16 protein-coding genes and 1 pseudogene are annotated in these 19,298 nt (G+C 50.5%); 13 read left to right on the top strand and 4 right to left on the bottom strand.

Going from position 1 to position 19,298, the window contains the following annotated elements:
- Window positions 1-8: 8 nt before the first annotated feature.
- From AC0YNZ_RS03805 to AC0YNZ_RS03785, 5 genes are all read left to right on the top strand, one after another.
- Window positions 9-2,561: a DUF5696 domain-containing protein gene (locus AC0YNZ_RS03805; RefSeq protein WP_475825331.1), complete on the top strand. Its 2,553-nt coding sequence runs from the start codon at window positions 9-11 to the stop codon at window positions 2,559-2,561.
- Window positions 2,558-3,466, top strand: a complete 909-nt coding sequence (locus tag AC0YNZ_RS03800; RefSeq protein WP_475825330.1) for a carbohydrate ABC transporter permease — start codon at window positions 2,558-2,560, stop codon at window positions 3,464-3,466. The genes AC0YNZ_RS03805 and AC0YNZ_RS03800 overlap by 4 nt, the downstream gene beginning before the upstream one ends.
- A gap of 22 nt (window positions 3,467-3,488) precedes the next feature.
- A complete protein-coding gene (locus AC0YNZ_RS03795) occupies window positions 3,489-4,430 on the top strand; it encodes a carbohydrate ABC transporter permease (protein WP_475825507.1) in 942 nt (313 codons plus the stop codon).
- Between the two features lie 261 nt (window positions 4,431-4,691).
- Complete coding sequence (locus tag AC0YNZ_RS03790) at window positions 4,692-6,218, top strand: glycoside hydrolase family 43 protein (RefSeq protein WP_475825329.1); 1,527 nt, start codon at window positions 4,692-4,694, stop codon at window positions 6,216-6,218.
- Between the two features lie 32 nt (window positions 6,219-6,250).
- Window positions 6,251-7,768, top strand: a complete 1,518-nt coding sequence (locus tag AC0YNZ_RS03785) for a glycoside hydrolase family 43 protein (RefSeq protein ID WP_475825328.1) — start codon at window positions 6,251-6,253, stop codon at window positions 7,766-7,768.
- 85 nt (window positions 7,769-7,853) lie between these two features.
- Here the strand turns inward: AC0YNZ_RS03785 and AC0YNZ_RS03780 are convergent, their stop codons facing one another.
- Entirely contained in the window at window positions 7,854-8,627 is a 774-nt protein-coding gene (locus tag AC0YNZ_RS03780) for a helix-turn-helix transcriptional regulator (protein ID WP_475825327.1), read from the bottom strand.
- A 180-nt stretch (window positions 8,628-8,807) separates the two neighbouring features.
- Between AC0YNZ_RS03780 and AC0YNZ_RS03775 the strand changes: the two genes are divergently transcribed.
- The 7 genes from AC0YNZ_RS03775 (at window position 8,808) to AC0YNZ_RS03745 (ending at window position 16,364) form a co-directional block, all read left to right on the top strand.
- Window positions 8,808-10,628 carry a family 43 glycosylhydrolase gene (locus AC0YNZ_RS03775; RefSeq protein WP_475825326.1) on the top strand — a complete coding sequence of 607 codons (1,821 nt, stop codon included), beginning with the start codon at window positions 8,808-8,810 and terminating at the stop codon, window positions 10,626-10,628.
- Between the two features lie 89 nt (window positions 10,629-10,717).
- Window positions 10,718-10,990, top strand: coding sequence for a beta-xylosidase family glycoside hydrolase (locus AC0YNZ_RS03770; RefSeq protein ID WP_475825325.1), 273 nt, complete (start codon window positions 10,718-10,720; stop codon window positions 10,988-10,990).
- A 230-nt stretch (window positions 10,991-11,220) separates the two neighbouring features.
- The gene (locus AC0YNZ_RS03765; RefSeq protein ID WP_475825324.1) at window positions 11,221-12,201 is read left to right on the top strand and encodes a glycoside hydrolase family 43 protein; all 981 of its coding nucleotides are present in this window, start codon (window positions 11,221-11,223) and stop codon (window positions 12,199-12,201) included.
- Window positions 12,202-12,340: 139 nt separating this feature from the next.
- Complete coding sequence (locus AC0YNZ_RS03760) at window positions 12,341-13,357, top strand: endo-1,4-beta-xylanase (protein WP_475825323.1); 1,017 nt, start codon at window positions 12,341-12,343, stop codon at window positions 13,355-13,357.
- 523 nt (window positions 13,358-13,880) lie between these two features.
- Window positions 13,881-14,483 carry a TetR/AcrR family transcriptional regulator gene (locus AC0YNZ_RS03755; protein ID WP_475825322.1) on the top strand — a complete coding sequence of 201 codons (603 nt, stop codon included), beginning with the start codon at window positions 13,881-13,883 and terminating at the stop codon, window positions 14,481-14,483.
- 6 nt (window positions 14,484-14,489) lie between these two features.
- The gene (locus AC0YNZ_RS03750; RefSeq protein ID WP_475825321.1) at window positions 14,490-15,626 is read left to right on the top strand and encodes an FAD-dependent monooxygenase; all 1,137 of its coding nucleotides are present in this window, start codon (window positions 14,490-14,492) and stop codon (window positions 15,624-15,626) included.
- A gap of 237 nt (window positions 15,627-15,863) precedes the next feature.
- Entirely contained in the window at window positions 15,864-16,364 is a 501-nt protein-coding gene (locus AC0YNZ_RS03745; protein WP_475825320.1) for a hypothetical protein, read from the top strand.
- Window positions 16,365-16,442: 78 nt separating this feature from the next.
- Here the strand turns inward: AC0YNZ_RS03745 and AC0YNZ_RS03740 are convergent, their stop codons facing one another.
- On the bottom strand, window positions 16,443-17,045 hold the full coding sequence (locus AC0YNZ_RS03740) for a TetR/AcrR family transcriptional regulator (protein WP_475825319.1): 603 nt from the start codon (window positions 17,043-17,045) through the stop codon (window positions 16,443-16,445).
- 176 nt (window positions 17,046-17,221) lie between these two features.
- Here AC0YNZ_RS03740 and AC0YNZ_RS03735 point away from each other — a divergent pair, with 176 nt between their 5' ends.
- Entirely contained in the window at window positions 17,222-17,980 is a 759-nt protein-coding gene (locus AC0YNZ_RS03735; RefSeq protein WP_475825318.1) for an SDR family oxidoreductase, read from the top strand.
- A 108-nt stretch (window positions 17,981-18,088) separates the two neighbouring features.
- On the opposite strand, the pseudogene AC0YNZ_RS03730 reads toward AC0YNZ_RS03735, so the two are convergent.
- Together AC0YNZ_RS03730 and AC0YNZ_RS03725 are read right to left on the bottom strand one after the other, a co-directional pair.
- Window positions 18,089-18,286: pseudogene (locus AC0YNZ_RS03730) on the bottom strand (MFS transporter); the annotation flags it as partial.
- Between the two features lie 202 nt (window positions 18,287-18,488).
- A complete protein-coding gene (locus AC0YNZ_RS03725; protein ID WP_475825317.1) occupies window positions 18,489-19,283 on the bottom strand; it encodes a Nif3-like dinuclear metal center hexameric protein in 795 nt (264 codons plus the stop codon).
- Window positions 19,284-19,298 lie beyond the last annotated feature (15 nt).

The raw sequence follows: 19,298 nt of genomic DNA, 5'->3' as shown, positions 1-19,298 counted from the left end.
GAATGGAGATGCGTATGGCCAGAAATACTCTTTTGTCTGCTTTCTTGCTCGCCGGGCTTCTAATTGCCGGATGCTCCGGCACAGCGGGCACGAATCAAGCGGATGAAGGCGAACAGCTTGCTGCTGCATTCACGCAAGGCAAGGCATTGAACGCTTCCTTCACGGATTCTCGCGCCGCCGGCATGAAGGGAATCGCCGAGAATGATCGTCTGCAGCTGTTGATTGATGATCAAACGGGTGCCATTGCCGTGCTCAATAAGCAAAGCGGTGAAATATGGCGCAGCAATCCGCAGGGTGGAGACGCCGATCCGATTGCGACCGGGGTTAATAAGGGCTTGCTGACTTCACAATTAAAGATCGATTACTATAATAGTTTTGGCCAGATCAATTCGATCAATACCTTCTTGGACAGCGTCGCATACAAGCAGATTAAATTCGAAGCCATTCCGGACGGAGTCAAGGTGACCTACCAGTTCGGCAAGGAGGAAAAAACGGCTTTGGATTTGCCGTTGATGCTAAGCGTTGCCCGTTTCGAGGAAATATCGGGCAAGCTGGACAAGGCGGGACAACGCGCCTTGCGTATCGCTTATACCGAAGATCCGGAGAAGTCGGCCTATGTCCGGAACGACAAAGCGCTGAACGGGCTTCAGCTGGAACGTGCGTTCAAAGCGTTCGAGGATGCCGGTTACACGGATGAAGATTTGGAGAAGGATATGGCTGCGCTGAACTTCACGCAGGAGAAGCCGGCGCCGAGAATTTTCCTGGCATCGATCGAATACACGCTCGATGCCGACAGCCTCGTCGTCAAAGTGCCGGTTGCCGGAATCCAGGCACCCGGAGAATATCCGGTCAGCAATGTGTCGGTCCTAAGCTTCTTCGGCGCAGGAGGGACGGGCGAGAAAGGCTCGATCTTCGTGCCGGACGGCTCTGGCGCGCTCATTGAATTTAACAACGGCAAAACCAAATATCCGGCTTATCAGCAATCGGTATATGGGGCTGATCTGACGATGGAGGCGGTAGAGGATGCCGTGAACGAGCAGACCGTGCGTTTGCCGGTATTTGGCATCATTAGGGAGGGCAGCGCCTTCCTGGGCATTATCGAAGATGGCGCGCCTGCCGCCACCATCAATGCGGATATTAGCGGCAAATTAAACAGCTATAATTACGTGTACCCGACCTTCAACGTCATTAACAAGGGGGCGTTGACGCTCCAAGCGAACGGAGCAGAGCGCACGCTGCCGAAGTTCCAGGAGCATCCGATGAAGAGCGACTTTACGGTCCGCTATGCCTTCCTTAGCGGAGAGGACGCGACGTATCAAGGCATGGCCGAGTATTACCGTCAATATTTGGAGGGCAAGGGCGGACTGCCCGCGACGAAGACGGAGAACGGGGAAGAAGAGCTTCCGTTCTATCTTCAGGTCGTCGGAAGTATAGCCAAGCATAAGCACTTTGTAGGCGTACCTTATGAAACGCTGGAGCCGCTTACGACGTTCGAACAGGCACAGCAAATCATAAGCCGGATGAAAGAACGAGATATCGCTAATATCAAGCTGAAGTATGCGGGCTGGTTTAATGGCGGTCTCGATCATCAGGTTCCGGACAACATCACGGTGGACCGGGCGATCGGCGGCAGCAAAGGCTTGCGCAGCTTGGTATCGTTTGCTAAGGAACAAGGTATTGACATCTATCCGGACGTGGCTGTCTTGACTGCCCATACAGGAAAAGGGCTCGACGAGAAAGAGGAAGCTTCGCGCACGCTCAGAGGATTGCCTTCAACGATCTATCCACTTGACCTTGCGTTGAACCGTCGCGATTTTAACAAATCACCGTCCCATGTTGTGTCGCCGCGGCGCGTCGGCTCGTACGTGGAAGCGATGCTGAAGGATTTGAAGGGCTATGAAACGGGAGGCATTTCGCTCCGGGATATGGCCGACCAGTTAAACAGCGACTTCCGGAAGAACAATCAAATCGACCGGACGGAGTCCGAGGAGATCTCGATTCAGGCTCTGAACGACATTCGCGATGCGGATATGAAGATTTTGGCTGACGGCGGTAACGCGTATGCCCTTCCTTATTTGTCGGATATTACGAATGCTCCTCTGTCTAATAGCAAATACAAGCTCGAGGATGAAGAAATTCCGTTCTATCAGATGGTGATTCGCGGACATATCGGCTATACCGGGACGCCGTATAATTTAACGGCCTACACGAATGTCCGGCAATATATTCTGAAATGCCTGGAATACGGCTCTGGCGTCTATTTCGAATGGATTCATGAGCCGAATTACAAGGTGAAGGATACGGAGTTCAGTAATCTGTACGCCGTCAATTACGAGCTGTGGCTGGACCAGGCCGCGGAAATCTATAAAGAAGTAAATGCGGTACTGAAGAACGTCCAGAACGAGCGAATCATCGCGCACGAGAAGCTCGGTGATGGCTTGTTCAAAACCGTCTATGAAAGCGGGATGTACGTCATCGTGAACTATACGGGTAAGCAAGCGACAGTCGAAGGGATGACGGTGGATGCCGAGAGCTATGTGACGGGTGGTGAGCAATCTTGAAGCCGATAATGAAATTTAGCCATAAACCAAGGACGTACAGCGAGCAGAAGGCACTCTGGGGGTTTCTCTATGTATTGCCTTGGCTGCTTGGATTTCTGTTTTTCTTCCTGATTCCGTTAATCTATTCCTTGCAATACAGCTTTAGCTCAATTAAAGCTAATGCAAGCGGCATGTCGATCGAGTTTATCGGCTTTGCTAATTACGTGGAGGCCTTAACGGTTAACACGAGCTTTAACCGCACGCTGACGGAATCGATTGTGAATATGGTCATTAACGTGCCGTTAATCGTCATCTTCAGCTTGTTCCTAGCCGTGCTGCTGAACCAAAAGTTCTTCGGCAGAGCGATTGCCAGATCGATCTTTTTCCTTCCGGTTATATTGGCATCCGGCATTATCGCGAATCTGGAAACGTCCAGCTTGGTGCAAGCGATCAACGAGCAAAATGCCACCGGTGGCGTTTTCTCTACGGGCACGATCGAAATGGCAAGGATTATGATAAGATCCGGCGTGAATGAAGATATTGTCTTTTATCTTATGGATGCGGTAGACCGGATCTACCAGATCGTAAGCCAATCGGGCGTGCAAATCTTGATCTTCCTGGCGGGGATTCAGACGATCTCTCCACAGCTCTACGAAGCGTCCAAGATCGAAGGAGCTACCGGGTACGAAGCGTTCTGGAAGATCACGTTCCCGATGGTTAGCCCGCTTATTCTCGTCAATGTGGTCTACACGATTATTGACTCGTTCTCCAGAAACAACATGACGACGCTCATCAAAGAAACAGGCTTTACGAGCTTCAACTTCGGGCTCAGCTCGGCGATGGCGTGGATCTATTTCTTGGCAATCATGATCATCTTGCTGATCAGTACGTATTTCATATCCAAACGGGTCTTCTACCAGGAATAGAAGGAGAGTGAAAGCTTTGATAATGGCCCGATTCTTATCGCTCGAAAGTTGGAAGCGGTGGCTGTGGACAATCGTTCGGCTGGTGTTGATCGTAGGATTGTCGTTCGTCATCCTGTACCCGATCATTCAAAAAATTTCGACATCGATCAAAGATAAAGCCGACTTGTATTCGCCGATCGTCGTATTCATTCCCGAGCATTATACGCTCGATAATATCAAGCAAGCGATTGCTATCATGGATTATTGGGAGACGCTGCTCAACACGTTCGCGTTAACGAGTATGACAACGATATTGACTGCCGTATCGTGCGCCCTTGCGGGCTACGCATTCGCCCGTCTTAAATTCAAGGGAAGCAATCTGCTCTTCGCGGGCGTTATCCTGACCATTCTGGTTCCGCCTACGACGATCCTGATTCCGATCTATATGAACTTGAAGGACTTCACCTTGATGGGCTTGATTCCGCTATTGACCGGCAAGTCGCTAAACCTGCTGGATTCGTACTGGCCGTTCATCCTGACTTCCATTACGGCGAACTCGCTTAAAGCAGGTCTCTATATTTTTATTTTCAGGCAGTTCTTCCGGGGCATTCCGAAGGAGGTCGAGGAAGCGGCCTATATCGACGGTGCGGGAGTCGGTTCAACGTTCCTGCGGATCATGCTGCCGAACGCCGTTCCGTCTATCATCACCGTGCTGCTCTTCTCATTCGTATGGCAATGGAATGACAGCTTTTTCACGACAACGTATTTGACGTCTAGCAAGGTAATGTCTACGCAACTTGCGTCCCTACCGTACAATCTGGCGATTCTTCTTGAAGGCGGCGCAACGACCAACAAGGATCCGTTCTACATGAGTATGGTGCAGGACACCGGCATCCTGCTCGCGATCCTGCCGCTTGTTATTCTTTATTTGTTCGTTCAACGGTACTTCGTCGAAAGCATCGAGCGAACAGGGATCGTCGGTTAAGCTTCGCCTATCTTAGCGGAAAGCGCTATGCGTAAACCTAAGGTTATCGCATGGCGCTTTCAATTTTACGGTGCGAATAATTAACTTTTATACGTAGGAAGGGGGACTCTTTTGACCGATCTAGGCGAATCCGATCGCGATCGCCGGGAACTATCGTTTACCGGGTAATAAGCGAGAGATAGACAGGTTATTGCATTGTCAAGGTCGAGCTACACTGTTGGGGATGATCGACCAATCTAGGGATACGAAGGAGAATTAGGAATGAACAAGACGATGATATCGAACCCGATTATCTGGGCGGATGTCCCGGATCCGAGCGTCATTCGAGTAGGCAAGACTTTCTATATGGTCAGCACGAGCATGCATTCGATGCCAGGCTGCCCGATCATGAAGTCGGAGAATCTGATGAATTGGGAGCTCGTCAATTACGTGTACGATACGTTCGAGGACAACGATGCGCATAATCTGCTCGACGGCAAGGGCATTTACGGCAGCGGTTCGTGGGCTGCAAGCCTGCGATATCATAACGGTTTATTTTATGTGTGTTTCTCAAGTAACGACATGAAGCGCTTCTACGTCTACAAGACGGATGATATCGAGAACGGACGATGGGAACGCAGCGTCATGCAAGGGCTTCACCACGATCCAAGCATGCTGTTCGACGACGGACGCGTTTTTGTCTTTCATGGCAACGGCGATATTCGAATTACGGAGCTGACGGAAGATGCGACCGCCTTGAAGCCGGACGGCATCAATCAGCTGCTGCTCGAAACGGATCGGGAAGGGATCATGCTCCGTGCCGAGGGCTGTCACGCCCATAAAATCAACGGGTATTACTATCTGTTCTTTATCGATTGGCCGAACACCGGCAATAAACGCCGTAGAGTATTATGTTATCGTTCGCGCGATATTCTAGGCCCTTACGAACGCAAGCTGCTGCTGGACGACAACATGGACTACCGCAACAACGGCGTAGCGCAAGGCGGCATCGTTGATACCGAGGCGGGCGAATGGTTTACCGTGCTATTCCAGGATCACGGTGCGGTAGGCCGTATTCCATGCGTACTGCCGGTCGCCTGGAAGAACGAATGGCCGGTGATCGGCGCAGGCGGCAGGGAGCCTAATACGTTCGAAGCGCCGCTGCCAAGCACGACGCCGAAGCCGCTCGTCATCAGCGACGAGTTCGAATACGGCGAGAATCGCTTGGCGCTGAACTGGCAATGGAATCATAACCCGGACCAAGCAAGATGGTCTGTTACGGAACGCCCGGGTTATTTGCGCCTAACGACGGGTCATGTGACGAACAGCGTCGAATTTGCCCGCAATACGCTGACGCAGCGGACGGAAGGTCCGGCATGCGTCGGAACGACTGTTCTGGACATTGCCAATATGAAGCCGGGAGACTGTGCAGGCCTGGTCGCGCTGCAGTATGTGTTCGGCTCAATCGGCATTCAGGTTGAGGAGAACGGCGACCGTTATGCGTCGATGTCCATCAACGGTAGGGCGGAAGGCGGCGAAGGAGAGATCGCGGTCGAACGCGTTCGGTACGATGGTGACCGGATTTATCTGCAAATCGAGTGCCGGTTTGACAACGGCGACAGCGAGGACCTTGCCCATTTCCGCTATTCTTCAGACGGTGACACGTGGTATTCGATCGGCAAGCCGCTGCAGATGCAATACAAGCTGGAGCATTTTATGGGCTACCGATTCGGACTTTATAATTACGCAACGAAGCAGACGGGCGGATACGTTGATTACGATTATTTCCGCTATGAGAAGCTTGTCTAATCTATGATTTGAAGCAAAGGAGAGTGACCTGCATGAATTACAAAAATCCGGTTATCAGCGGATTTCACCCGGACCCTAGCGTGTGCCGGGCAGGAGAGGATTATTATCTGGTAACCAGCTCCTTCGAATATTTTCCTGGCGTTCCACTCTTTCACAGTAAGGATCTCGTAAACTGGACGCAGCTAGGCCATGTGCTGACCCGGCCGGAGCAGCTCGATTTATGCCGCGCGCCAAGTTCAGGCGGCATATTCGCGCCGACGATCCGCGAACATAAGGGAACGTTCTATATGGTAACCACGAACGTTACAGCCGGCGGCAACTTCTTCGTGTACACGAACGATCCGCGGGGGGAATGGTCGAATCCAATATTCATCGATCATCCCGGCATCGATCCCGATCTGTTCTTCGACGAGGACGGGACGGTCTATTTCACGTCGGCCGCTCATGGCGCCGAGGGCCCAGGTATTTATCAGAGCCGAATCGACTTGAAGACCGGCAAAAGAATCTCCGACGTGACCTTCCTGTGGACGGGAACCGGTGGCCAATATCCGGAGGCTCCGCATATTTATCGGATAGGCAAGTGGTATTATCTGATGATCGCCGAAGGCGGGACCGAGTATGGCCATATGGAAACGGTGGCAAGGAGCGAGAGACCTGACGGGTCGTTCGAGAGCTGCCCGCACAATCCGATCTTGACCCATCGCAGCCAATCTAAGTCCATTCATGCGACAGGACATGCAGACCTCGTCCAGACGCCGGACGGAGATTGGTGGGCCGTATTTCTGGGTATCCGGCCTCATGGTTATCCGAATCGCCACCACCTTGGCAGAGAAACGTTCCTTGCGCCTGTCACATGGACGGAGGACGGCTGGCCGGTCATTGGCGATAACGGGACCGTAAGCGAGACGATGCCGGCAGGCAATCTCCTGCTGCGGCCGGCAGCCGCTGCTCCTATTCGGGACGACTTTGCTGCTTCGACGCTTGCGCCCTATTGGAATTTCATGCGTACGCCTAATCCGGAGAACTGGTCTCTGGCGGAGAAGGAGAGCTGCCTGACGCTTCGCGGCAACGAGACGAGCTTGAATGAAATCGGCGCGCCTTCGTTCGTTGCGAGAAGACAGCAGCATTTTGATTGCAATGTGTCTGCGCATATGACGTATGCGCCGCAGCGGAACGGTGAAGAAGCGGGCATTGCCGTGTACATGAACGAACGCTTCCATTACGAGCTTGCGGTGGCCCGCATCGCCGGCGAGCGAAAGATTATCTTCCGGAGAAGAATCGGCAGCTTGCAGAAAATCGAGAATGAAGAACCTTGGACTTCCGATTCGATCGTCCTGCACATGAAAGCGAATAAGGATCAATACGCGTTCGGGTTCTCCGACGGCAGCGGAGCGCCGTTCTGGTTCGGACGCGGCGAGACCTCTCTTCTTGCGACGGAAGTAGCCGGCGGGTTCACTGGTGTGCTTATCGCCTTGTATGCGACGGGCAACGGCGCCAGGTCCGAATCGCCAGCTCATTTTGACTGGTTCGATTATGAAGCTGTTGAGTAGGAAATAGGAGTACAATTCATTCCACAAGAACAGGGCTGTCCCTGAGGTCATTTTAGACCTTATGGGAGAGCCCTTTTGGCCATGCTCAGGAGCGCGAAGCAACCGACTGGCGGAAGGCACGAGGCGTGCATCCGGCGATCCGGCGAAATTGCCTCGAGAAATGCTCTACATTCGCGTAACCGCATTGAGCGCCGATGTCAGCGATCCGCAGCTGGCCTTGAATAAGCTTTTCCTTGGCGAGACGAATGCGGCACTGAATGACATCGTCCATGCAGGAGATGCCGAACGTGGTTTTATATAAGGTTTGCAAATAGCCGGGACTTAGATGGAGATAATCGGCCATTGCAGGAACGGTCCATGGATGGCCGGGATTATGGTAAATCTTTTTGCGCAAGTCCAGAAGCTGTTGGTAATGCGGCGTTTTTTCCTTCGATTGGGAAGCTTCCAGAAGCTTGTTGAATAATAGTCTGAGCAAGTAGTCAATCGAAAGCTCCCGATAATCGCAGCTAAAAAAATTTTCGGTTGCAAGCAGCTGGAACAATTGACGGCAGTAGCCGGGATCCGGCAACGGGATGGGAACGCCGAGCGGCAGCGCGGTTTCCGTCACGTAGGACTCCGCAGACTCGAACCGGACCCAATCGTTGACGAATTTGTCCGTACAGGCGCGGTACAAAATCTTTTGGTGAGGAGGAAATAACACGGCACAGTTGGCCGGGTATTCCTTCATTCCTCCCTGCACCCAGAACTCGGCTGACGTGAGCGTGAGAATGAGCACCCAGAAGTCATGGCCTTCCGGTACGTCATACACAAAATCTCCGGGATGGGCGGTATCGTTACCGACGTAATAGATCGTAGTCATTCGATTCTCCAATCGTAGAATATATCAAATTTCTGTCAGCATAGATCATTGTTTGGCTAATGCCGCTATTTTATAATTTCATTGTAAAATCAATAAAAATGCCAATACTCGAGTGGGCTGGCCAAAGCGCCGCATGCGCAATAATAGTCGAAATTATCAATAAAGGGTGAGCTGACTACCATGATAGCAGAATCGAAAAATGAAGGGAACTATGTCCTATGCTATACGAGGGTGCCGCAGGAGGACATTATTTATGCCGCGAGGCTGGCGTACAGCATGCATCTTGCGTATAGCGAAGACGGAACGCAATACCGGTCTTTGAATCACAATTCCGGCGTTTTGTTTGCCAAAGCGACGGATAACGAGAACGGGACGATGAACGCAAAAAGCCTGAAAAATCCGTATCTCTTCCCTATGGAAGGCGGCGCTTATGGCGTGGTTGCCGTACGTACGGAAGCGGATGGTCAAAAAGACGAACAAAGCAGAGGGTCGGTTCTTTTCTTTACGACATCTGATCTGCTGCAGTATAAAGAAATCGGGCTCATTGACCTAAAGGGCGATGCCTATGTCCATGACGTGTCCTGTGAGTATGACGAAACGGAAAAAGCTTATGCGATCCGCTGGAGCGATGAATATGGGGGCTGCTATCGGAACGTTGTCACGGATATGTTCGACTTGGATGCAGCGTCGGCGCCGGAAAAAGCGGAAGCGCTTGCTCTGGATCTCATATCTGCGGACATCGAAGGAATCATGCCCCGCAATGCGATCCGCGTCCCGCGGGAACTGGCTCGCCGTCTTGTGTGCAAGCTAACAGTTCCTACGAATGTCGCAATCGAAGTTCCGGACTCCGTCGCAGCGGCATCAGCAGAAGATTTGAAGAAAATCCGGGCGACCGCGGTTTATAGTGACGGAACGACGGCTTCCAAGCGAGTAGACTGGAATACGGAAGCGGTTAATTGGAATAATGCAGGAACTTATCGGATTACCGGAACGGTTCATCAGGATCATTACGAATTTCCGATTGCGGTCAACCGCGCGGATCCTTGTATTGCCAAATGGAACGGTAAATATTATTTCATCGCGACCAACGATGCCGACCACAATCAAACCCTTTATATAAGGGAAGCGGATACGATACCCGGTCTCGCAAATGCCGAGGAATCGTTAATCCTTGACACGAAGACCTACGACCATATTAAAGGTCTTCTATGGGCGCCGGAAATTCATATGATTGAGGATGACCTGTACATCTTTCACGCGGCAACGACAGGCGAATTTCTATATGAAGAGTGCCATGTGATGAAGCTGAGCAAAGAGGGCAGCCCAACCTGCGCGGCAGACTGGTCGATGCCTCGGCGTGTGGTCAGGAAAGACGGTACCGATTTATGCGAAGCGGGCAAGGTCATCTCCCTCGATATGACCGTTATTCAGCTGAACGGAGAGTATTATGCAGCCTGGTCGGAGCGTCAGTTTATGCCGGTTGATCTTGGCGCATGGATATATATCGCCAAATTGGATCCGAAGGAGCCATGGAAGCTTACTAGCGATCCGTTGCTGCTGACGAAGCCCGAGTACGGCTGGGCCAATAACCACACCTTTGTCGATGAAGGGCCGTTTGCATTGATCAGGAATGATAAGCTGTTTCTAACCTTCGCCAGCGCTGCCGTAGATGCCACGTATGTCGTGGGACTCCTGACCGCCGATACGGACGCGGATTTGTTGAATTCCGCCAGCTGGACGAAGGGGAATTATCCGCTGCTCACATCCAGAAGCGTTACGGGCGAATACGGTCCCGGCCATAACTCTTACGTTATGGACGAGGACGGAATGATATGGAATACTTACCACGCCAGACCAGGCGTTGATGCGCCTAGAGGCTCCGGCTTGCGCCGCGTACACTTCGACATTGACGGATACCCCGTGCTGGATTTGACGGAGGATAAGGACCTCAATAGTGAATTGGCCAATGTATCCACTAATGTCCTTGTAAAACAGGTTTAGGGAAGGAGCGGAAACGAAATGAATCCAAATCCGATTATTTGGTGATGCTTGCCAGAGGCACCGACGATAAATCGATAGGCGGAAATCTGGTGGACAATAAGCCGGGAACCGAGCATGCCAGGATTCCTGTGAATGGAGATAAAATTACTCTGAAGGCATATGGCAATTTCGTAAACAATGCGGACGAGTGCATGTTTGATTATCTGGACGGCGAGGAATGGACGCGGCTCGGCATTACGCACCATATGGTGTACAAGCTGGATCATTTTATGGGCTGCCGCATTGGGTTGTTTTTATTTTCTACAAAGGGAATCGGCGGGACGGCCTCGTTCTCGGGCTTCGAATACAAGGTGTTGGAGTAACCGGATGCTGATCCATGAATAACGATAGAGAGGCAGTTCCGAAGGCTGATCCAGCTAAGAAGGATGCCTCTCTTTTTCTGTGAAAGGGTCGAAGGTGCTTATTCCTTTTTCGTAATTTTTGGTTTGTGTAGCTCGATCGAGGATTTTATCTATGAATCGACAGGTTGTTTTCGCAAATGGCAGGCCCTACACTTTATATATCCGACATCCACAAGAAAAGGAGAATTCGCATGAATCAAATACCGAAACCGAATCAACCGCTTGTTACCCATATCTTTACGGCCGATCCTTCCGCGCATGTATTCGAGGGCAAAATTTATATTTACCCGTCGCATGACCTTGACCACGACAGACTCTCCAATGACAATGGGGACCAATACGCTATGGAGGATTACCATGTGCTGTCCATGGACAATCCCGCGTCTCCAGTCGTCGATCACGGCCAAGTTCTTCATCTTAACGATATTCCGTGGGCATCCAAGCAGCTTTGGGCGCCGGACGCCGCGTTTAAGAACGGCATCTATTACTTGTTTTTCCCTGCGCGGGACCATGACGGCATATTCCGTATCGGCGTAGCGACCAGCCCTTCGCCGGCAGGACCTTTTAAACCGGAGCCGACTTACATGGAGGGCAGCTTCAGCATTGATCCGGCCGTATTGGTAGACGAGGACGGCAAGTCTTATATCTACTTCGGAGGGCTATGGGGCGGCCAGCTGGAAAAATGGCAGAACGGCGTCTTCGATCCGGAAGGAAAGGAGCCTGCTGAGGAAGCTCCGGCGCTTGGCCCGCAGGTCGCGCTGCTGAGTGAGGATATGCTCTCGCTCCAGGGGGCTCCGCTGGAAATCTCGATTGTCGACGAAGAAGGCAAGCCGATTGCGGCCGGCGACGAGGAACGGCGCTATTTCGAAGGACCGTGGGTGCACAAGCATAACGGCTGGTACTACCTCTCTTACTCTACAGGGACCACGCATAAGCTCGTCTACGCCGTCAGCCGGAATCCGATGGGCCCGTACACCTTCAAAGGAACGATTCTTACGCCGGTCATCGGCTGGACGACCCATCACTCCATCGTCCAGTTTGAAGACAAATGGTACTTGTTCTATCATGACTGCTCCCTGTCCGGCGGCGTCAACCACAAGCGGTGCGTCAAATATACGGAACTGCAATATAACGAGGACGGAACGATCCGGACGATCGATCCTTATGCGTAAAATCTATTACTTGCCGGGTAAATAAACAAACAATCGACAGGTTGCTGCCGCTGCATATGGGCGATACACTTTTGGTGTAAAGAACTTGCCTATGGTTGTTTTGCTTGAAGCGATGAATAGGAAGAGGAGGCGCGTAGACGTGGTAGATTCACGCATAGACGGTTCAACTAAGCTGCACGAAGCGTTCGGGCAGCAGTTCTTAATAGGAGCGGCCGTCAATCCCAAGACGTTAGTGACGCAGCGCGAGCTGCTGACGAATCATTTCAATAGCGTAACGGCGGAGAACGAAATGAAGTTCGTGAGCCTGCATCCTGCCGAAGACCGGTATACGTTCGAGGATGCGGACCGCTTGATGGCGTTCGCGAAAGCAAACGGCATGGCGGTTAGGGGCCACACGCTCGTATGGCACAATCAAACGCCTGATTGGGTGTTCGAGGATCGCTCCGGCGGCGCAGTTGATCGCGAAACGCTGCTGGCAAGGATGAAATCGCATATCGACACGGTCGTTACTCGATATAAGGGAAACATTTATGCGTGGGATGTCGTGAACGAAGCGGTATCAGACAGCGGCGGGGAGCTGCTCCGACCGTCGAAGTGGCTTGACATTGCCGGCGAGGATTTTATTGTGAAAGCGTTCGAATACGCGCATGCGGCGGACCCGGGAGCGCTGCTGTTTTACAACGATTATAACGAATCGGTACCCGAGAAGAGAGAAAAAATCTATACCTTGGTGAAGTCGTTGAAGGAAAAGGACGTGCCGATTCACGGCATCGGGCTTCAGGCGCACTGGAACCTGGAACATCCGACCCTTGACGATATCCGCCATGCTATCGAAAGGTATGCGAGCCTCGGCATGAAGCTGCATATTACGGAGCTGGACGTATCCGTATTTCAGCATGACGACCGCCGAACCGATCTGTTGGCGCCGACCAAAGAGATGCTTGTGCGGCAAGCGGAACGTTACAAGCAATTTTTCCAACTGTTTAAGGAATACAGCGAATGGATTACGTCCGTGACTTTCTGGGGAGCGGCCGATGATTATACGTGGTTGGATAACTTTCCGGTGAAAGGCAGAAAAAACTGGCCATTCCTCTTTGATAGGGGGCATAACCCCAAGCCCTCCTATTGGGATGTTCTAGACATCGCGCGACCGTGAATTCGGTAAATAAAACGCTCAACCCCAGAAGAAAGATATGAACAATATTCAATCAGCTAATGAAACTAAGGATTACGTGTAATTATTAGGCTATAACAAGGAGAACTGGATCGAGCAGGGCGCGCCCGCTGCGATTAGCGTTTTTTTACATCGAATCTTGTTCACAATATCAAAAAGTTCGACAATACTGGGAAAGATCTCGAGGATCGCTCATTTCGTTGTATCTTAGGCGGGAAATTCTCTAATGAGGTCAGGGGTTCGGTCCCCCTGGTCTCCACCAAGTACAAACTGTCAAAACCCTTGATAATTAAGGGTTTTTTTTATTTTTCAATGTCCTAAGCAGAAATTAGAGAATTAAGTTTTGAGCTTTGGATTGGGTTCGGGGACAAGATCGAAAATGTGTTTGCTGCCGCATGATCAACAGAAATTAAATGGTGTTCGCTTGTAAAAAATTCCATAGCACACTATAATAATGACCATGGTCATTTATTGACTGTAGTCATTAATGAGAGGGGCTTATGTAATGCTTCGATCCTCCCGGAAGCAAGAGCTGAAGGAAAACATATATTTGAAGGCCATGCAGCTATACATGGCCAAAGGGTTTGATAATGTCACGGTAGATGAAATTACAGCAGCCTGCGGAATCGCAAAGGGAACTTTTTATAATTATTTTGCGAAAAAGGAAGCCGTGCTTCTTCACCTGGGTCATTCGCAAATGGAAGTGCTCAGACAGAGCCTTGCCGCTCATAGCGGGGTTCCTCTGATTAAGGACAAAATTGCCGCTTTGTTTTGTGATTTAGCGGAACGCTATACGACTCATCCGGAGCTGCTGCGCATAACTTTAGCGGAAATGGTTCGCTCCCCGGAGATGCTTGGGGAGGAAGTGACGATCATGCACAGCTTTAAGGAGGCGCTAGTACCACTTCTCGAAGAAGCTAAACAGCTGGGGCAAATGTCCCGGGAGTGCCGGACAGAGCTCGCAGCCCGCGTCTTGGCAGGCCTTTATTTTCAAGTGCTTGTGAGCTTCGCAGGAGGTGTAATTCAAGTCGCTGAGCTGAAGTCAAGCTTGATTGATCAGGTCGAGCTCGTATGGCACGGGATGTCCAGCAGCTCTAAAGGAGGGTAAGTAAGGATGAATAAAATATGGACCATCGCTGGAGGAGGCATTTCCGGATTGTCTGCCGCCATTGCGCTTCATCAGCACGGCCACCAAGTGAAGGTTTTTGAGCGCTACGCGGAGATGAAGCCGGCCGGTGCGGGTATCATCCTCGCTCCTAACGCGCTCGAAGCATTAAACAGGCTTCATCCTAAACTCCGCCAGCGGGTTCTGGAGCTTGGTCATAGAGCTGGTGAAATGCGTATTTTTTCAGGAAACGGCGGCATATTAACACGCACCGCCACGAACAGTGCCTTAGGTCCGCTGGTTTCCCTCACCCGAGCGGAGCTGTATTCTCTTCTATTGGAATTCTTACCGCAGGGCACCGTACATTTCGGCCAAAGAGCAAGCAGCGTGAAATTAACAGAGACATTAAACAAGCCCGTGCTTGTGCTTGAAGACGGAACAGAGTGGGAATCGGAAGCGGTGCTCGGCTGCGACGGCATCCATTCCGTGATTCGTAAACAACTGGGAGCAGCCTCTGCAATACGCTATGCAGGCTATACCTGCTGGAGAGGCATAACGAAGGCAGAGCTCACGCAATCGTATTTTAGTGAAACGTGGAGTCCGCTCGGCCGATTCGGAGTAGTGCCGCTCAGTGGAGGAAGGGTATATTGGTATGCGCTGCTTAAAGCCACAGAGCGCGACCGTAAGCTGGCAGCAATAACCGTTGAAGAACTGCGAGCCCGATTTTCCAACCTCCATTCCCCAATTTCTCAGATTCTGAACAGCGTTCAAGCTGCTAACGTACTCCAAAGTGATATCATCGATACTCCGCCGCTGAACAATTTTGCATATGGACGACTGCTGCTAATGGGAGATGCCGCGCACGCGATGACCCCGAACCTTGGACAGGGTGCCTGCCAAGCATTGGAGGATACAGCGGTATTGTCCGAAGTCTTGCGCCAAACGAGCAGCCCAGAGCAGGCGTTCCAGCTATATGAGCGAATTCGAATGCCCAGGGTGCAGCAAATTGCTGCGAATTCTTATGCATTGGGCCGCATCGCCCAGCTCAGCAGTCCTATGCTCAGCCGGATTCGCAATATCGCGATGCGTCTAACGCCAGCATGGGCAAATCAAAGACAGCTGCATAGACTTTATCGAATGCCATAACACAAAAATTCGTACTATAGCTTGATATAACCAAAAACAAGGTATTTGCCTAAATGGCTTGACCGCATTCTCCCTAATCTGGACATTGAAGGCGAGTCCGTAATGGAAGAACTTAAAATCAAGGAAAAAGCGGCTCGTTCAAGAACGGATAACTTAAAGCTCTCTCCTGAGCAATAATTCTGTATGAATCAAATTTCGGATGGAATTGGAGAGCAAACTTAATCACGGATTGTTCCGATGAACGACAATGGCAGACCCGTTAGGCCTTATGCTTATGAGGGATCGATTCTCTGCTTCGGCATGCTGCATCAAATCGCGAATACATGGAGAAACTTTCATCTTGAGCAGCCCAAATGGAAAGAGCTGGTTCCCAGGGTGCTGAACTATATCGAGGTATTGCTGAGAACAATGCAAGAAAGACAAGAACATATCATTGACTTTCACAGCCTGTCGCGGATCAGCTCCAATGAGAATCATATGATGATGGATAAGAACATGATTGCCAATGATTTGCAAACATTTAATCGATCCGTTCAAAAATCGAAAGAACCTGTCAAAACAAAGGAAATGACAAGAGGGCTTCTTTCTTTGGTTCTTCAAGACGAGTTGAACATTTCTCTGATTGACGTCGTGTTACAGGCATTTCAAAAGGAGTTTGAATTAAGCGCATTTCGTTCGGAAGCAAGAAGGATCGCAAAAGCATGTTGGTGGTATTTGGAACAAATGAAGCATAACTAGACGGCCGGCAGCGATGCCAGGCTGTTTTTTTTGACTTGCCGGAGAAAAATGAACTATTCGTATGCCGGTAATATTTTGTTATTGTTTGGTCTTGATGGACAACTTCGCGCTTGATGGCCGCTGATTTAAAATTTTCACAAGCTGCTCCTGCATATAAGAAGGGGAGTGGATAAACCCGCTCTCGATCCAGTGAAAGATCAGCCCAAGCAGCGCGTGAAGCGAATAGATGACAAGCAATTCTTGATCAACATCGGAGTCCTCGGAAACTAACTCCTCCTTTAATATTTGCTTCAACGAAACAAATATCTTTTCCTTTAGAATAGGAAGCACTTCACTTCTTGCGAGAATGGTGTAAATATTTGAGTGCTGGGCAATATGTTCGAAAATCATGATCGAATTCGCATGCAGCTCGTGGGGGAAAAATACATTTACTTTCTCATAAGGCGCTCGAAAGGATTGCAGCAGATCCTTAATTAATTCGGAGATCATATCGCCCAGGAGATCCTCTTTATTCACATAATTAGCATAAAACGTCCCTCTGTTATACTTTGCTTGTTTGACAATATCGGTTATCGAAATGGAGGCAAACGGTTTTTGGGCCATAAGTTGAAGCAAGGCTTCCCTTAAAGCCTTTTTGCTGCGAATGATTCTTGGATCACTTTTAGAGGTGGTTTGATTCATTTCGATCGAACTTCCTTTTCATCTAATATACATATCAATTATGTTTGTTGTTTAGTCATCAATTAAACGTTTTTTATTGATTGCAAGCCTTTTCAGTGATTCATTATACTGATTATAACAGATGTTCGTTATTCAACACTGTGTTTATTATAACATTAAAATTGGAGGTAAGTTGAATGAAGCTTTCCGGAAAAGTCGCGATTGTTACAGGGGCTGCATCGGGTATGGGTAAAGCGATCGCAGAGCTCTTTGCCGAAGAAGGAGCAAAGGTAGTTATTTCGGATTTAAATCTTGAGAATGCAAATAAAGTTGTTATGGGAATCGAAGCAAAAGGCGGGAGTGCGATTGCGGTAGCAGCCAATGTTGCCGTTGAAGAGGATGTGCAGCAGCTGATTGATCGTGCGGCGGGCGAATTCGGAACGGTGGATATATTGGTAAACAACGCAGGAATTATGGACAATTTCGTTCCTGCCGGGGAATTGACGGATGAGCTTTGGGAAAAGGTTTTTGCAGTCAACACGACCGGTCCAATGCGAACAACGCGTAAAGTGCTTCCAATCTTTACGGAAAAGAAGAGAGGCGTCATCGTGAATATCGCCTCGAATGGCGGACTGTTCGGTTCACGTGCGGGTGCTGCATATACCGCATCTAAGCATGCCGTCGTCGGATTTACGAAGAATGTCGGCTTTCAGTATGCCGGGCTCGGTATTCGGTGCAACGCTATTGCGCCAGGCGCTGTGAAAACGAATATCAGCACGTCTATTAATGCACCAAATCCATTCGGTGCCGAACGTGCATCGAGCGGTATGGGGATTAACCCGCGTCTGGGTGAGCCGGAAGAGATCGCGCGAGTTGCTCTGTTCCTGGCCTCTGATGAAGCAAGCTTCGTCAACGGCACCACGATTACGGCAGATGCCGGCTGGACAGCCTATTAACGAAGCAAAAAGACGCTAATCAGTTAATGACTAGCGTCTTTTTATTTAGCCAATAAGTCATATGCTCTTGCGTAGCTCCTTTTGCTCCTCCTGCCGTCATCACGGTCAAATGACCATTCCGATGATGGAAAGCCATTTCGCCCCAAACCGGTCGAACAGTTTTCCGGCGACCGGCATCAGGAAGCCCATCAGAAGCGCGCCGGGGAGCAACAGCAAGCCGGACTCCAGAGCGGTATAGCCGCGGGCACTCTGAAGGTACAGAGGAAGCAGCATCATATCCGCATACATAACCATGGTAACATTGATTCGGAGTCCCGTAAGCTGTCTCTTTTTTTCTTCAAATGAAAGGTCCGTCAGTCTGAGGAAGATTTTTAAGCAGCAAAATGGCATGCACTAGCCGCAACGGGGAAATAGCTCCGGGATCCAGTTGGATTCCTGGGCTATTCGTTTTATTTGGTTAACCTTCATTTCGGGCTGATCGGATAGGTGTTTGCATACGCCTTCCGGCTCAAACCACCTGAAACACCGGATTAACCGGTATAAAGTGAACGGGCAGACCGGGATACGATTCCTTCAGCCGTTCTGCCAAATCACGCATGCCGGGCTCTTCGCTCTCTGCATGTCCCATGACAAGCAGCGATTTCGGAACGCCCTGATAGGCAGAGTCCCTAGCATATTCGGGTGTTTCCCACTCAGGTCCTTCGCCGGCAATAATCAGGTCGAGCCCCTTCTCGCGGTAGAGAGGAATGGCGTTTATGCCTCCGCCTCTGTAGCCCACAAGAATTCCAATGCGGCTGCACGTCATGTACGGATCGCCAGCGATCCGTATATAGGGGATGGATAGCTGTGTTTTGATGTATTCCGCGATTTCCGTCGCACGCATTTCAGGTAAACGAAGCACTGCCGCCGCAGGCAGCATTTCCTCCACGCATGCTTCCCAATTCAGACTCTTGAGCAAACCGGACATGATGGGATCGGGCTCCGTCCTGTGGCAATAATCATGATGCCGGTAGATGGCGATGCCGGATTGCTGAAGAAGGTTTTGCTTGTTCTGATAGACCGGATCGCCGGGCGGCAGGCCGCTCGTCGTCCGGTGGCTGTAATAGGCGGCTTCATGGGAAATAAGCAAATTCACGCCCAAGGACAAAGCTTGCTCGATGACCTGCTGCGTTGCCATAAACGTCGTCGCGATTCCACGGACTTCGGTATCCGGGCTGCCCGGATCCAAATTGTCGACCGTGTTCTCAATCGGCTGAACGGACGAGCGCAGCCGATCGATTACATTTTGAATAGTTAGCGTCATTGATCCTATTCCTTT

The sequence above is a fragment of the Paenibacillus sp. J2L1-98 genome, from assembly GCF_056269405.1.
This window is presented reverse-complemented; position numbering and strand designations above follow the sequence as displayed.

What these genes read in the sequence shown, in the direction of transcription:
- AC0YNZ_RS03805 (WP_475825331.1), top strand. Translation starts at nt 9, where the DNA reads ATGCGTATGGCCAGAAATACTCTTTTGTCTGCTTTCTTGCTCGCCGGG.
- AC0YNZ_RS03795 (WP_475825507.1), top strand. Translation starts at nt 3,489, where the DNA reads ATGGCCCGATTCTTATCGCTCGAAAGTTGGAAGCGGTGGCTGTGGACA.
- AC0YNZ_RS03790 (WP_475825329.1), top strand. Translation starts at nt 4,692, where the DNA reads ATGAACAAGACGATGATATCGAACCCGATTATCTGGGCGGATGTCCCG.
- AC0YNZ_RS03785 (WP_475825328.1), top strand. Translation starts at nt 6,251, where the DNA reads ATGAATTACAAAAATCCGGTTATCAGCGGATTTCACCCGGACCCTAGC.
- AC0YNZ_RS03780 (WP_475825327.1), bottom strand. Translation starts at nt 8,627, where the DNA reads ATGACTACGATCTATTACGTCGGTAACGATACCGCCCATCCCGGAGAT.
- AC0YNZ_RS03775 (WP_475825326.1), top strand. Translation starts at nt 8,808, where the DNA reads ATGATAGCAGAATCGAAAAATGAAGGGAACTATGTCCTATGCTATACG.
- AC0YNZ_RS03765 (WP_475825324.1), top strand. Translation starts at nt 11,221, where the DNA reads ATGAATCAAATACCGAAACCGAATCAACCGCTTGTTACCCATATCTTT.
- AC0YNZ_RS03755 (WP_475825322.1), top strand. Translation starts at nt 13,881, where the DNA reads ATGCTTCGATCCTCCCGGAAGCAAGAGCTGAAGGAAAACATATATTTG.
- AC0YNZ_RS03750 (WP_475825321.1), top strand. Translation starts at nt 14,490, where the DNA reads ATGAATAAAATATGGACCATCGCTGGAGGAGGCATTTCCGGATTGTCT.
- AC0YNZ_RS03745 (WP_475825320.1), top strand. Translation starts at nt 15,864, where the DNA reads ATGAACGACAATGGCAGACCCGTTAGGCCTTATGCTTATGAGGGATCG.
- AC0YNZ_RS03740 (WP_475825319.1), bottom strand. Translation starts at nt 17,045, where the DNA reads ATGAATCAAACCACCTCTAAAAGTGATCCAAGAATCATTCGCAGCAAA.
- AC0YNZ_RS03735 (WP_475825318.1), top strand. Translation starts at nt 17,222, where the DNA reads ATGAAGCTTTCCGGAAAAGTCGCGATTGTTACAGGGGCTGCATCGGGT.
- AC0YNZ_RS03725 (WP_475825317.1), bottom strand. Translation starts at nt 19,283, where the DNA reads ATGACGCTAACTATTCAAAATGTAATCGATCGGCTGCGCTCGTCCGTT.